Genomic DNA, 13,638 nt, shown 5'->3' on the forward strand with positions numbered 1-13,638 from the left:
AGAGATTTATAGGTAACATAGATGTTAATTCACCATATGCATAGATTATTTTCTGGAGGTTGTAGATATACATTTGAATTTTTTACGATTGGGAACCAAACTAGAAGCTACTCTGGGTGAGTATCTTAGCATGCTAATTATAAGGAGAGTAAATTGGAATCGACACTAGGGTCGGATTTAGCACGATTAGTCCGTGTATGGAGAGCGTTAATCGATCAGCGTTTGAAGCCATTGGAACTAACGCAGACGCATTGGGTAACTCTGTACAACATTAATCGTCTACCGCCAGACCAGTCTCAAATCCAACTGGCCAAAGCTATCGGCATTGAGCAACCTTCACTGGTTCGTACGCTAGACCAGCTTGAGGAAAAGGGGCTAATTACCCGTCATACCTGCGCAAACGATCGACGCGCTAAACGCATTAAGTTAACGGAAGAAGCCGCACCTATTATCAAGGAAGTCAATGACGTCATTACCATAACTCGCGGTGAAATTTTATCTGGGGTTTCCCCAGAAGAAGTGACACTGCTGACCAATTTGATAGAACGTCTGGAACAAAATATTATTCATCTACAAAACAAATAATTATTAGTCTTTTTTATTACTATCAGCAAACCCAAAAAAACCGGAGACATTGTCTCCGGTTTGGTGATCTCTTTTAGCCACACAAGGCTTAGTTCGTTGCGGAAACACTCACGCTGCTACCGCTAGACAACAGCATAACGCGCTGGCCAACAGAGAAAGGTTTGTTGCCGTTCTTCTGTACCACTGCGATGGTTTTGCCGTCATCTTTACGAATGACGAGTTGAACACCGTCGGTACGGTTTACTGCGCCCTCAATGCTGTTGCCAGCTAAGCCACCTGCAACAGCACCCGCTGCTGTGGCTAGGCTACGACCCGTACCACCACCGACAGTATTACCTAAAAATCCACCCAGAACCGCGCCGCCGATAGAACCGATAACGTTGCTATCGTTGCCCGCTTGAATTCGAACTGGCTGAATTGAGACAATGCTACCGTAGGTAACTTGCTGAACTTCTTTAGCCTGACCGGCAGTATAAACGTCACCAGATAACGTACTGGTGTTAGCACAACCAGCCAATGTCGCACCGGCGAGAGCGATAACAATAAGACGCTTAATCATAAAAATATTCCTTCCATTCTGGCCTTTTACGCGCGGGCTGATTTTGCCTGTCGTTGCGGCTGTGTGTTTACTCTAAAGGGTTGGCTATATACCTTTGCCTGTATCGCTGTAGCATACCGTTGAATGACTCAACCAACAATAAACAACCGTTTAAGTTGCGATGGATTAAATTATCGTCAACGAATATCACTATTTTACTGCATTTTGTCAGCATGCAAATCTTTCGCTGTGAAAATATTACGTCAACTAAAGTAAGGAAAGTTTATGATATTGGCACGGAAATTAGATAAATCCGGTTTCGTTTGATGCCTGAAGCGGATAATTTCACTCTACGATAATAAATAAGGACGATGAAATGAGATCGGGACGGTACATTGGCGTTATGTCAGGAACCAGCCTTGACGGGATTGACGTTGTCATTGCCGCTATTGATGAGCGGATGGTTGCACAGCAGAGCCGATATTCACATCCAATACCGATTGCCGTTAAAAAAGCGATCCTAGGGATGTGTCAGGGACAGGCGGTCACGCTCGCTCAGGTTGGGGAATTGGATCGTCAGATGGGGAGCTTATATGCCGAGGCGATCAATCACCTGTTAGCTAAATCATCGCTAAGTGCTCAGGATATCACCGCGATTGGCTGCCACGGACAAACCGTCTGGCATCAACCAGAAGGTGATGAGCCTTTTACCATGCAGATTGGCGACAATAACCGCGTTGCCGCGCTGACGGGAATTACTACCGTTGGCGATTTTCGTCGTCGTGATATGGCCTATGGCGGGCAAGGGGCACCGTTGGTGCCTGCGTTTCATCATGCTTTGCTTACCCACCCGGTTGAGCGGCGCATGGTGCTGAATATTGGCGGTATTGCCAATCTTTCGTTATTGCTCCCCGGATTACCGGTGCGCGGCTTTGATACCGGCCCCGGTAATATGCTGATGGATGCATGGATCTGGCGCAATCATGCCAAGGCTTATGATAAAGATGCAGAGTGGGCGATGCAGGGAACGGTGAATCAGGCGCTGTTACAGCAACTGCTGGCTGAGCCCTATTTCGCACGACCTGCGCCGAAAAGTACGGGGCGAGAGCTTTTTAACCTAGGTTGGCTAGAGCATCAGTTGAGTTTACAACCTGAGATCCCCGCCGTGGATGTGCAGGCGACTCTGGCCGAATTGACCGCAATCAGTATCTGTGATCAGGTTCAGCTCGCGGGAGGCTGTGAGCGTCTGCTGGTGTGTGGTGGTGGCGCGAGAAATCCGCTATTGATGAGCCGTATGGCAGCCCTGTTATCAGGAACTGAAGTATGTAGTACGGATGCCTATGGCGTCAGCGGCGATGATATGGAAGCGTTAGCCTTTGCATGGCTAGCGTATCGCACGTTGTCAGGGCTGCCGGGTAATTTACCGTCGGTTACGGGGGCCTCGCAGGAAACCGTACTTGGCGCGATTTATCCTGCGAACCACATTATCTAATTTATCCGTAAAAATGGGAGAGCACTCATGTTTAAGTATACCTGTGCTGCCGCTGCGATTTTGTTGCTGGCTGGATGTCAGTCGATGCATAAAAAAGAAGTCGCGCCGGAGCAGTTTAGTTATCAATGCGGCACCACACCGTTGACGGTGACGGTGGATAACCAAAAAGATCAGGTGAGCTTTATTATGGATGGTAATCAGCTCACCTTGCCGCATGTGGTCTCTGCGTCGGGTGCGCGCTACAGTGATGGCAAATATACGTTTTGGTCGAAGGGGAATACGGCTTTTGTGGAACGTAATGAGCAAATCATCATCGACAACTGCGTCCTTAAATCCTAGTTCACATGGGGCAGCGATACGCTGCCCCCATTTTTAAGCCTTCTCTTATCCTTTCTGTCACTACTGTCCCTATAACAGACCGTGTACTGTCCCTCTGTATTCCTCATTGAAATAAAATTACATAAAAATCAATAAAATAAAAGACTGTCGCGTTCCTGTTTTGGCTAAAAATAACGCGATTTGTGCTCGGGTTTTAGATGTTATCGCGCATCGAGCTATTTTCCGAACGATCGGTGAATTGAGATTCTTATCCCGCGGGCGCAGAATAAGGCTCTTGACGGGTGAAGGACTGCTGAATATGAGTGAAAACAACGAGTTTGATGTTGCCGATCTGCGTCGCGAGTATGTGCGTGGTGGATTACGCCGGAGCGATCTTACCGACGATCCGTTAGAGATGTTCGAACGTTGGCTCAAACAAGCCTGTGACGCGCGTTTGGCCGACCCAACTGCTATGTGTGTAGCGACGGTGGATAAACATGGCCAGCCATACCAGCGTATTGTGCTGCTGAAACATTTTGATCAGCAGGGGATGGTGTTTTACACCAACCTAGGCAGTCGCAAAGCGCAGCAGTTGGAAGAAAATCCTCATATCAGCCTGCATTTCCCGTGGCATATGCTTGACCGGCAGGTCAGCGTGTTAGGGACAGTTGAAAAGCTTTCTACGCTGGAAGTGATGAAGTACTTCCATAGTCGACCTAAAGATAGCCAGATTGCCGCTTGGGTATCGCGCCAGTCATCGCGGATCTCGACCAGAGGAATTCTGGAGGGAAAATTTCTCGAACTGAAGCAAAAATTCCTACAAGGCGAGATCCCGTTACCCAGTTTCTGGGGTGGATATCGCGTAAAAATCAACTCGATGGAGTTTTGGCAGGGACGAGAAAATCGTTTGCATGACCGTTTTATTTACCAACGTCATGGCGATGCATGGGAAATTGACCGGTTGGCGCCTTAATCAGCGAAAAACACGAGTTAAATCTAGCGCGACGGGCGTGACCACTTTATTCTATAGGGCTAATCACCCGCACGAGCTATCTCCCGTATGGAGCGCGCGGTAGTAAATTAAAATCAAATGGAGTCTTTAATGGCGAGCAGCAACCTGATTAAACAACTGCAAGAGCGGGGCCTCATTGCCCAGGTAACGGATGAAGAAGCGTTGGCAGAGCGACTGGCGCAAGGGCCATTAGCACTGTATTGCGGTTTCGATCCTACCGCTGACAGCTTGCACTTGGGCCATCTGGTTCCGTTGCTGTGTCTGAAACGTTTCCAGTTAGAAGGCCATAAGCCTGTTGCTCTGGTGGGCGGCGCAACCGGTCTGATCGGCGATCCCAGCTTTAAAGCCACCGAACGTAAACTGAATACTCAGGATACCGTGCATGAGTGGGTAGACAAAATCCGTCATCAGGTAGCACCGTTTTTGGACTTCGACTGCGGTGAAAACAGCGCAATCGCAGCCAACAACTACGATTGGTTCGGCAACATGAACGTGCTGACCTTCCTGCGTGACATCGGCAAGCATTTCTCTGTCAATCAGATGATCAACAAAGAAGCGGTTAAACAACGTTTGAACCGTGACGATGTGGGCATTTCGTTCACCGAGTTCTCCTACAATCTGCTGCAAGGCTACGATTTTGCCAGCCTGAATGAGCTGCACGGCGTAGAGCTGCAAATCGGGGGTTCCGATCAGTGGGGCAACATCACTTCTGGTATCGATTTGACTCGTCGTCTGCATCAGAAACAGGTGTGGGGTTTGACCGTTCCGTTGATTACCAAAGCCGATGGTACCAAATTCGGTAAGACCGAAGGCGGCGCAGTATGGCTGGATCCGAAGAAAACCAGTCCGTACAAATTCTACCAATTCTGGATCAACACCGCGGATGCGGACGTGTACCGCTTCCTGAAGTTCTTCACCTTTATGGATCTGAAGGACATTGATGCTCTGGAAGAAGAAGATAAAAACAGTGGAAAAGCGCCGCGTGCACAGTACGTTCTGGCTGAGCTGGTGACCCGTATGGTTCACGGTGAAGAAGGCCTGGCTGCGGCAAAACGTATTACTCAGAGCTTATTCTCTGGCGCACTGAGTGAAATGACTGAAGCTGACTTTGCTCAGCTGGCACAAGACGGTATGCCTATGGTTGAGCTGGAGCGTGATGCAGACTTGCAGCAGGCGCTGGTGGATTCTGAACTACAGCCGTCTCGTGGTCAGGCGCGTAAAACTATCGCGTCTAATGCAATTACCATCAATGGCGAAAAACAGTCTGATCCGGAATATACCTTCAGCGATGCTGATCGTCTGTTCGGACGCTTTACTTTATTGCGTCGCGGTAAAAAGAATTACTGCCTGATTTGCTGGAAGTAAGCCACGGATGCAATTAAAGGGGGACTCAGGTCCTAATGCTGATCGTTTAAGAGATCGAGATACACGGGGCTAGCACACCGCGGGGCGCTCCGGCAGCTAAAGCTGCTACGACCCCATCGGTGTACTTCCCCTAAAATCACGCTTAAGTGACCAATTGGGACTCAGGTCCCCCTTATTTTCCCCTTATTATGAATAAACGGCTGTCGACAGCGACAGCGATGTAGGTCGCATCCATGAAAAATATCCTATCTATTCAATCTCATGTGGTTTTTGGTCACGCAGGAAACAGTGCCGCTGTATTCCCTATGCGTCGTATGGGCGTTAATGTCTGGCCGCTGAACACCGTTCAGTTTTCAAATCATACCCAGTATGGTCACTGGACTGGTTGTGTGATGCCCGCCAACCATTTGACGGAAATTGTGCAGGGAATTGCAGATATCGATCAGCTTAAAAACTGCGATGCCGTATTGAGTGGGTATATTGGTTCGCCGGAACAGGGCGGACATATTTTGGATATTGTACGTAAAGTGAAAGCGGCGAATCCCAATGCATGGTATTTCTGCGACCCCGTGATGGGGCATCCGGAAAAGGGCTGCATCGTTGCTCCGGGCGTCGCCGAGTTTTTCGCTCGCGATGCCGTCGCTAGCAGCGATATCATGGCACCTAATCTGCTTGAATTAGAACAACTGACCGGACATACCATTAACAGCGTAGAAGAAGCCTTAGCCTCAGCCCGTAGCGTGATTGCTCGCGGTCCTAAAGTCGTTTTGGTTAAGCATTTAGCCTATGCTGGCTATCATAAAGATCGCTTTGAAATGATCCTCGTTACCGCGGATGAGGCATGGCACATCAGCCGCCCGCTGGTTGATTTCGGCGAACGCCAGCCGGTTGGCGTTGGCGATTTGACCAGTGGCTTGTTATTGGTCAACATGCTGAAGGGGGAACCGTTGAAGAAAGCCTTGGAGCACGTGACAGCCGCTGTTTATGAGGTGATGTTGACCACGAAAGAAATGGGCGAATATGAGTTACAGGTAGTTGCTGCTCAGGATCGCATTGCGCAGCCCGTGCATCAGTTTGCCGCCGTCGAATTATAAATACCGTAGCATTAAAGAATCCCCCTGAACGCAGGGGGATTTCCTCTTTCATTAAGATCAGAATGGTTTGGTCGGCAAATATTTCCCATCAAAGGTGATTACCGCGCGTGAGCCACCTTCAGGATCTTCCACCTTTTTGATATCCATCTTGAAATTTATTGCACTGATAATCCCATCGCCAAACTGCTCGTGTACCAACGCTTTCAGCGTTGTACCGTATACCTGCAGCATTTCATAGAAACGATAGATCGTTGGATCGGTCGGAATCCCCTGTGGAATTGAACCGCGTAAAGGGATGGCTTGCAGCAACAGAGCCGCTTCTGGTGCAAGCTCCAGCTGTTTTACAATCTTTTGTGCAGCGCATTCCGGCAAAGCATGCTGGCCCAACAATGCAGCCGTGACAAACGCGATATTCATATCGGTACCGTCAGCCAGATCCTGCCATGAAAGATTCTTCGCAATTTTTGCCATCACGATAGTTTCTGTTAAGGCGACGCGTGCTGTCTGGGTGGTTAAGGTCTGAGTCATGGTGTTTTCCTTCTAATGAAAAGAGTTAGGCTGCGTTAGCGGTATGGTGTGAGGCCAAAGCGCAGGCGTAGGGTTTTTCTGTGAGTGAAACGAATTTTTGGCTTTCGCCTTCAAGCGTCAGCATCGCTCCGTTTTCGATGTCATAAACCCAGCCGTGTAGGTTAAGCCGCCCTTGTTCAATGGCTACGGCAACGGAAGGGTGTGTTTTCAAGTTGGAAAGCTGCGCAACGACGTTGGCTTGAACCATGCCATTGAGGCTTTCAGCTTCGGAAGCATAAAAACGCGAAGCATTGACCAGCTTGGCTGCATCGGCATGTTTCAACCACTTTGCCACCATCGGCATATGATCAAGGCAGATACCTTGATTAATGGCTGTCATAGCGCCACAGTCGGAGTGACCACAAATTACAATATCGGTCACGCCAAGCGCGGCGACCGCATATTCAACGCTGGCGGAAACGCCACCGACTTCGGGACTATAAGACGGCACTAAATTGCCGGCGTTACGAATAACAAACAAATTGCCGGGTTCTTGTTGGGTGAGAAACTCCGGCACCACGCGGCTGTCGGAGCAGGTGATGAAGAGAACGCTAGGACTCTGTTTATTGGCTAGATCTTTGAAAAGCTCGGTGCGCTGTGGAAAGCATTCCTGTTGAAATTTTAAGAAGCCTTCAATGATGTTCTGCATGATATTTTCCTGCGTGCTAAAACGTGCAGCAAGAATGCGGTTTTCTAGGTATAATGTCTAAGCGCCATTTTTTATACTTTGTATAATTTTTTTGAATAGTAGGTGTTATGTTCCTTCGTAATCTGCGGGCTTTGCTCTCCGTTGTTAAGCACCGCAATTTCACTCGAGCGTCGGAAGAAGTCTGTTTATCTCAACCGGCACTATCGCAGAAAATCAAACAGCTAGAGGAACAACTGGGCGTCGTTTTGCTCGACCGTTCGAACCGCGTCATTAGGCCCACCGATGTAGGTGAAGTGTATCTTTATCATGCCCGCCGTGCGTTGAATGAGCTTGAAATGGGCTATCGTGCTATTCATGACGTGCAGGATTTAAGCCGAGGAAGCTTGCGGGTGGGTTTTACACCGACTTTCAGTGCTTATTTAATTGGGCCGTTGTTCAAGCGTTTCTATCAACTTTATCCCCATATCAAGCTACATCTGCGTGAGCTTTCGCAGGAACAGATAGAAAAAGATTTGCTGGAAGGTGATATCGATCTTGGCGTGGCTTTTGTTTCGCCGGAGTCTGAGCATATTCGCTATCAGCCGTTGTTTACCGAACGGCTGGCGGTTGCGGTGGGGGAAAACAGTTCTCTCTATCATCAAACGATGATGACGCTGGATGAGATTGCTACCGCGCCCATGGTGTTATTAAGTCAGGACTTTGCTACGCGCTGTTATATTGATCGCTATTTTAATCAACATCAGCTGCAACCCAATTTGGCCATTGAGGCTAATTCCATCAGCACTATTTTGGATTTGGTGAAGAATAGCGAGCTGGTTTCCATATTGCCGCAGGCTATTATCGAAAAGCAGAGTAAAATTCATGCCATCGAGTTAATGCCTATGCTGCCAGAGCGAATAGCCGCACTGCTGCAGCATAAAACACATTATACCAATGCAGCCAGTCAGGCGTTTAAGGCGTTGATAGATGCTGAATTTACGCAGGTGGTTTTTGAACAGCAGGTGATTTTTGAACAAAAATAAAAGGCCCAAAGGGCCTTTTCAGAATGTGGCATCGATTACTTCAGACCTTCGGCGGTCAGAGCAGCGTCAACGGCAGGACGAGCAGCGATACGAGCGACATAGTTCACAATGTGTGGATAGGCGGGGAGATCGAAATGCAGCGCTTTAGCCCAACCTAAAACGGTAAACAGATAAGCATCAGCAACGCTGAAACGAGCACCTAGCAGATAGTTTTGGTTGCTCAGCACCCCATTTAGATAGGTAAACTGCTGTTCCAGCTTCTGGCGCGCAATGGCTTTATATTCGTCAGGCGTCTTCGGATTGAACAATGGGCTGAAGCCTTTATGCAACTCGGTGGCAATATAGTTCAACCATTCGATAGCGTGATAGCGAGCCAGAGTCCCTGACGGTGCGATGAGATTACGATCAGGAACTTTGTCGGCCAGATATTGCACAATGGCAACGCCTTCGGTCAGTAAGCTACCGTCGTCTAATAACAGGGCAGGTACTTGGCCTTTCGGATTGATCTTCAGAAAGTCTTCACCGTGCTCGGTCTTTTTAGTGGCAAGATCGACGCGCTCAATCGTAAAGTCCAGCCCAGCCTCACGCAAAACGATGTGCGGAGAGAGAGAACAAGCTCCGGCTTTGTAAAACAGTTTCATCAAATACTCCTCGGACGATCCTGAGACAGTTAGATTGTACCCGCCATACTTCAGGCTGCATGTCTGATAGCTGCATGCCATACGAATGACTTAGGGCGATAACTACCGAAAATTCATATTACGGCGACATCGCTCTCTTGTCAGTCATTGCTTTATGTATTTGCAGTTAATTCACGAATAAAAAAAGCACCCCTAAGGGTGCTTTTTGGACATTACTTTAGCAATTAAGCGGTTGCAGCTTCGCGAGCGGTTTCTTCATCGCTGCTCTGAGTCATGCGATTCAGTTTAGGCGCGGTCAGCATCATCAGTACGGCGATAACGGCAGTAACAATACCAATCTGCATAAATACATGGCTATAGATAGCCAGTGAAGCATGTGCATCAGGTACGTCTGAAGGTACTGCGGTCAGCGCAGCAACTTTACCTGCAATCAGCGCGGCAGCTGCGGTCGTCAGGAACCAAGAGCCCATGATGAAGCCCATCAGGCGTTGTGGAACCAGCTGTGCAACCATAGCCAGACCCAAGCCAGAAATCATCAGTTCACCGATACTCTGCAGCGCGTAGCTCAGAATCAACCAGTTCACAGACATAATGCCTTGCTCGTTGGCGAAGGTTGCGCCCCATGGCAGTACCAAGAAGGCACCAGAACAAAGCACCATACCGATAGCAAATTTGTGCGGCATTGGCAGACGGTCACCCATCTTGTTATAAACCGCAGCCAAAATTGGGCTAGCGACCATGATCCAGAATGGGTTCAGAGCCTGATACTGTTCGGGTTCAAATGCGATACCGAGAATAGAGTGCTCAACGTTATGAATGGCGAAGAAGTTCAGCGACGTTGGCATCTGGCTGTACAGTACGAAGAACACTACGGCTTCCAGCATTAACAGGAATGCCACAATCATTTTGCGACGAGCAGCGCCATGCAGGGCGAATGTCTCTTTAGCGAATACCAAAACGATACCCAGAGAGATAATGGCCAGAGCCCAGCGAGCGACGACTTGGTTGTGTAGAAGCCAGTAAGAAATACCGATCAGAACCACAATACCTACAAGCGTCATCAGCAGTTTTTTAAACGCTAATGGCTCAAAGTCAGGCTTAGAACCGTGGTCTTTAACCCAGCGACGGCACATCATGAAGTTGACCAGCGTGATCAGCATGCCGACAACGCTCAGTGAGAACGCGATATTCCAGCCATACTGTGCGGCTAACCACGGGGTCGCCAGCATAGAGAAGAAGGAGCCAATGTTGATGGACATATAGTACATGGTAAATGCACCGTCCAAACGCGGGTCGTTTTTCTCATAGCAGGTAGACAGCAGGGAGGATGGGTTTGCTTTGAACAAACCGTTACCAACGGCGATAGTCGCCATACCTGCATAAACCCACGTAATATTATGGCCAGAGAATGCGACTAAGGCGTAACCGACCGCTAATACCAATGCACCCAGCACAATGACACGTTTAGCGCCGAGAACCTTATCACCTAACCAGCCACCGATGGCGACAAAGCCATAGACTAATGCGCTGAAGGAAGAGAACAGGGTGATAGAGTCGGCTTCGGTCATGCCAAGCATTTTGACCAAATAAACGGCCATAATGCCTTGAAGGCCGTAGTAACCAAAACGTTCCCATAGTTCGATGGAGAAAATCAGGTAGAAAGCTCTAGGCTGCTTAAAGGCGTTAAGACTAACGCTCTCGTCTGCCTTATTACTGTTGTTGTTTGCAGTTGACACAAGTACCTCTAATTTTTCACACCCTATCGAAGACAGGGAAGCAAAAAGTGATGCCGGGAAGCATCCTTTTGCATTGTTATAGGTTGGAAGATCGGGGGTTAATGTTCACTATATGGGGGGCGCTGACAATACCTGTGAAATATTCTGTTACATAAACATCATGCAGAACATCCGCCAGATGTTACAAATGTTATGCAGAGTGAAGCATTGTGTTTTTGGCGTTTCTTGAATTAATCTTTTGCTTAAATCATAATCAGAAGGTATTTCGTTATATATTCTGCTATTAAGTGAAAATGCAGCGTGATCGACTGCCATTGAGGAAAATGACGTTGTTATAATAATGCATAAGAGTTTATATGCATAACTATCCAAAAAATTCACATTTTGTATGGAAACGTTGCTTTTTTGTGGCTTTACAAATGTGATCTATTTCAAAAAAATGATAACGAAAAGTCTTGAATTTACCAATGAGTTTGCTTTCTGTGCGTTTTAAGAAAAACAGAGAACAATGTCACGGTTACGTAATTGGGCACTGCACTGGGATAGGATATGGAGAGACGGCAATACGAGGTTTTATCGAAGGGGCGGCACGGGATGATTCCCGTGCTTCATAACAACATTATCCGCTAGGATTCAGGGTAAACTTTTTCTTTAAACTCGCATAAATCTTCAATTATGCAGGAGCCACAGCGCGGTTTACGGGCGATACACGTGTAGCGACCGTGCAAAATCAGCCAATGATGGCAGTCCAGCTTGAACTCTTTGGGCACGACTTTCAGCAGCTTCGCTTCGACTTCATCCACGTTTTTGCCCGGCGCAAAGCCTGTACGGTTACAGACGCGGAAGATATGCGTATCAACGGCGATAGTTGGCCAACCAAAAGCAGTATTCAACACCACGTTGGCGGTTTTTCTCCCTACACCGGGCAACGCTTCGAGCGCAGCACGATTTTCAGGCACTTCTCCGTGATGTTCATCAAGCAGAATTCGACAGGTTTTAATGATATTTTCTGCTTTGCTGTTATACAGACCGATAGTTTTGATGTACTGCTTGATGCCGTCGACCCCAAGCTCAAGCATCGCCGCAGGCGTATTGGCAACAGGATAGAGCAACGCCGTCGCCTTATTTACGCTGACGTCGGTTGCCTGTGCGGATAGCAGTACGGCAATGAGTAGCTCAAAATGGGTGCTGTAAGCTAACTCGGTTGTAGGATGAGGATTGTTCTCTTGTAGCCGCTGAAGGATCAGCGTGCGCTTTTCCTGATTCATAGTGCTTGTTCGCTATTTTGTTCTACGCGGGTCGTTGTGGCCGCAGCCATATTTTGACGCAAGGCCTGACGCGCTTTCATTTTCTGATCAATAACATACTTTAGTGCGAGTAAGAACCCCAGCCCCAAAAAAGCCCCCGGCGGCAGCATGGCAAGCAGGAAGGGGGTATCGGTATGGAATACTTCAATGCGTAATGACTTCGCCCAAGATCCCAGTAACAAATCGGCGCCGTTAAACAGCGTACCGTTACCCAGGATTTCGCGCAGAGAACCCAACACAAACAGCGCGCAGGTTGCTCCGAGTCCCATCGCCAATCCATCGATAGCAGAAAGACCTACCGGATTTTTGGCGGCGTAGGCCTCGGCGCGGCCGATAACAATACAGTTAGTCACGATTAACGGGATAAAGATGCCTAAAGACTGATAAAGACCATAGGCATAGGCATTAATCAGCATTTGCACGGTACTCACTACCGACGCGATGATCATGACGTAAATAGGGATACGAATTTCGTGCGGTACCCAACGGCGCAGGGCGGAGACGGCGCTATTGGTGAAAACCAAGACCAAGGTGGTTGCAAGTCCGAGTCCGAGCGCATTCGTTGCGGTAGAGGAAACCGCCAGTAGAGGGCAGAGCCCTAACAACTGAACTAGCGCGGAGTTGTTTTTCCACAGGCCATTGGCCAGTAACGTTTTGGCTTCACTCATTATTACTCTCCCGTGCTTGTGGGGCAGCGTGGCATCGATTCAAGACGGTCGCGATTTTGTTGCAAGAAAACAACCGTATGGCGAACTTCATTCACCACCGCACGTGGCGTGATGGTCGCACCGGTAAACTGATCAAACATACCGCCATCTTTTTTCACAAACCAACGCGGGTCGTTGTCGCCTTTGACGACTTGATTACGAAAACGGTTAATCCAGTCAGAGATACGCGCATCGATTTTATCGCCCAGTCCGGGTGTTTCATGGTGTTCTAGAACACGAACGCCCAATACTTTTCCTGAGAAATCGGCGGCAACCAGCAACTGAATGGCTCCGGAATAGCCATCAGGCGCGGTAGTTTCAACCGCGGCAGCTACCGGTACGCCGTCTTTGCGCGCCAAATATAAATGGTGCGGCGCTGTTGAACCTAAACGTTTATCAGTGACAACGTAACATTCGTGTTGCAACTCGTTGTTATACATCTCTGCTGGCAGCACCTGATCAAACAGCTGCTTCTGCTGTAGTTCGGCCTGATGGGCGATGGTGTCTTTCGTTAACTCATTAACCACGGCGGTGAGGCCAGTGGCTAAAACCGCAAATAGCGCCAGCGTGGTGCCATGACGGCGCATAGTTGAAAGCATGCTAAC

At 48.5% G+C, this 13,638-nt stretch carries 15 protein-coding genes; 7 read left to right on the plus strand and 8 right to left on the minus strand.

Annotation, left to right across the window (positions count from 1 at the left end):
• The first annotated feature begins 153 nt into the window (after window positions 1–153).
• Window positions 154–585, plus strand: a complete 432-nt coding sequence (slyA, locus tag M988_RS09265; RefSeq protein ID WP_008813569.1) for a transcriptional regulator SlyA — start codon at window positions 154–156, stop codon at window positions 583–585.
• 88 nt (window positions 586–673) lie between these two features.
• Here the strand turns inward: slyA and M988_RS09270 are convergent, their stop codons facing one another.
• Window positions 674–1,144, minus strand: coding sequence for an outer membrane lipoprotein (locus M988_RS09270; RefSeq protein ID WP_004095110.1), 471 nt, complete (start codon window positions 1,142–1,144; stop codon window positions 674–676).
• Between the two features lie 355 nt (window positions 1,145–1,499).
• Here M988_RS09270 and anmK point away from each other — a divergent pair, with 355 nt between their 5' ends.
• From anmK to pdxY, 5 genes are all read left to right on the plus strand, one after another.
• Complete coding sequence (gene anmK, locus M988_RS09275; RefSeq protein WP_061060025.1) at window positions 1,500–2,615, plus strand: anhydro-N-acetylmuramic acid kinase; 1,116 nt, start codon at window positions 1,500–1,502, stop codon at window positions 2,613–2,615.
• A gap of 27 nt (window positions 2,616–2,642) precedes the next feature.
• A complete protein-coding gene (locus M988_RS09280) occupies window positions 2,643–2,954 on the plus strand; it encodes an MliC family protein (protein ID WP_004095115.1) in 312 nt (103 codons plus the stop codon).
• Window positions 2,955–3,252: 298 nt separating this feature from the next.
• The gene (gene pdxH, locus M988_RS09285) at window positions 3,253–3,906 is read left to right on the plus strand and encodes a pyridoxamine 5'-phosphate oxidase (RefSeq protein ID WP_004095117.1); all 654 of its coding nucleotides are present in this window, start codon (window positions 3,253–3,255) and stop codon (window positions 3,904–3,906) included.
• 129 nt (window positions 3,907–4,035) lie between these two features.
• Window positions 4,036–5,310 carry a tyrosine--tRNA ligase gene (tyrS, locus tag M988_RS09290; protein WP_008813567.1) on the plus strand — a complete coding sequence of 425 codons (1,275 nt, stop codon included), beginning with the start codon at window positions 4,036–4,038 and terminating at the stop codon, window positions 5,308–5,310.
• Window positions 5,311–5,543: 233 nt separating this feature from the next.
• Entirely contained in the window at window positions 5,544–6,404 is an 861-nt protein-coding gene (gene pdxY, locus M988_RS09295; protein WP_008813566.1) for a pyridoxal kinase PdxY, read from the plus strand.
• Window positions 6,405–6,461: 57 nt separating this feature from the next.
• Here pdxY and cynS read toward each other — a convergent pair whose 3' ends face one another.
• Window positions 6,462–6,932 (minus strand): cyanase, encoded by a 471-nt coding sequence (cynS, locus tag M988_RS09300; RefSeq protein WP_008813565.1) that lies wholly within the window; start codon window positions 6,930–6,932, stop codon window positions 6,462–6,464.
• 25 nt (window positions 6,933–6,957) lie between these two features.
• On the minus strand, window positions 6,958–7,620 hold the full coding sequence (locus M988_RS09305; protein WP_008813564.1) for a carbonic anhydrase: 663 nt from the start codon (window positions 7,618–7,620) through the stop codon (window positions 6,958–6,960).
• A gap of 107 nt (window positions 7,621–7,727) precedes the next feature.
• Between M988_RS09305 and cynR the strand changes: the two genes are divergently transcribed.
• A complete protein-coding gene (gene cynR / locus M988_RS09310; protein WP_061060028.1) occupies window positions 7,728–8,642 on the plus strand; it encodes a transcriptional regulator CynR in 915 nt (304 codons plus the stop codon).
• A 35-nt stretch (window positions 8,643–8,677) separates the two neighbouring features.
• On the opposite strand, the gene gstA is transcribed toward cynR, so the two are convergent.
• The 5 genes from gstA to rsxG all read right to left on the minus strand — a co-directional run bounded on the left by gstA (window position 8,678) and on the right by rsxG (window position 13,632).
• The gene (gstA, locus tag M988_RS09315; RefSeq protein ID WP_008813562.1) at window positions 8,678–9,283 is read right to left on the minus strand and encodes a glutathione transferase GstA; all 606 of its coding nucleotides are present in this window, start codon (window positions 9,281–9,283) and stop codon (window positions 8,678–8,680) included.
• A gap of 224 nt (window positions 9,284–9,507) precedes the next feature.
• Entirely contained in the window at window positions 9,508–11,019 is a 1,512-nt protein-coding gene (gene dtpA, locus M988_RS09320) for a dipeptide/tripeptide permease DtpA (RefSeq protein ID WP_008813561.1), read from the minus strand.
• Between the two features lie 626 nt (window positions 11,020–11,645).
• The gene (gene nth, locus M988_RS09325) at window positions 11,646–12,287 is read right to left on the minus strand and encodes an endonuclease III (protein ID WP_008813560.1); all 642 of its coding nucleotides are present in this window, start codon (window positions 12,285–12,287) and stop codon (window positions 11,646–11,648) included.
• Window positions 12,284–12,994 carry an electron transport complex subunit E gene (locus M988_RS09330; protein WP_039186650.1) on the minus strand — a complete coding sequence of 237 codons (711 nt, stop codon included), beginning with the start codon at window positions 12,992–12,994 and terminating at the stop codon, window positions 12,284–12,286. The genes nth and M988_RS09330 overlap by 4 nt, the downstream gene beginning before the upstream one ends.
• A 2-nt stretch (window positions 12,995–12,996) precedes the next feature.
• Complete coding sequence (gene rsxG, locus M988_RS09335) at window positions 12,997–13,632, minus strand: electron transport complex subunit RsxG (protein WP_008813558.1); 636 nt, start codon at window positions 13,630–13,632, stop codon at window positions 12,997–12,999.
• Between the last annotated feature and the right edge of the window lie 6 nt (window positions 13,633–13,638).

The organism is Hafnia paralvei ATCC 29927 (assembly GCF_001655005.1).
Classification (GTDB): domain Bacteria; phylum Pseudomonadota; class Gammaproteobacteria; order Enterobacterales; family Enterobacteriaceae; genus Hafnia; species Hafnia paralvei.

Coding starts and splice junctions, on each gene's coding strand:
- M988_RS09270 (WP_004095110.1), bottom strand. CDS start 1,144: ATGATTAAGCGTCTTATTGTTATCGCTCTCGCCGGTGCGACATTGGCT.
- anmK (WP_061060025.1), top strand. CDS start 1,500: ATGAGATCGGGACGGTACATTGGCGTTATGTCAGGAACCAGCCTTGAC.
- M988_RS09280 (WP_004095115.1), top strand. CDS start 2,643: ATGTTTAAGTATACCTGTGCTGCCGCTGCGATTTTGTTGCTGGCTGGA.
- pdxH (WP_004095117.1), top strand. CDS start 3,253: ATGAGTGAAAACAACGAGTTTGATGTTGCCGATCTGCGTCGCGAGTAT.
- tyrS (WP_008813567.1), top strand. CDS start 4,036: ATGGCGAGCAGCAACCTGATTAAACAACTGCAAGAGCGGGGCCTCATT.
- pdxY (WP_008813566.1), top strand. CDS start 5,544: ATGAAAAATATCCTATCTATTCAATCTCATGTGGTTTTTGGTCACGCA.
- cynS (WP_008813565.1), bottom strand. CDS start 6,932: ATGACTCAGACCTTAACCACCCAGACAGCACGCGTCGCCTTAACAGAA.
- M988_RS09305 (WP_008813564.1), bottom strand. CDS start 7,620: ATGCAGAACATCATTGAAGGCTTCTTAAAATTTCAACAGGAATGCTTT.
- cynR (WP_061060028.1), top strand. CDS start 7,728: ATGTTCCTTCGTAATCTGCGGGCTTTGCTCTCCGTTGTTAAGCACCGC.
- gstA (WP_008813562.1), bottom strand. CDS start 9,283: ATGAAACTGTTTTACAAAGCCGGAGCTTGTTCTCTCTCTCCGCACATC.
- nth (WP_008813560.1), bottom strand. CDS start 12,287: ATGAATCAGGAAAAGCGCACGCTGATCCTTCAGCGGCTACAAGAGAAC.
- M988_RS09330 (WP_039186650.1), bottom strand. CDS start 12,994: ATGAGTGAAGCCAAAACGTTACTGGCCAATGGCCTGTGGAAAAACAAC.
- rsxG (WP_008813558.1), bottom strand. CDS start 13,632: ATGCTTTCAACTATGCGCCGTCATGGCACCACGCTGGCGCTATTTGCG.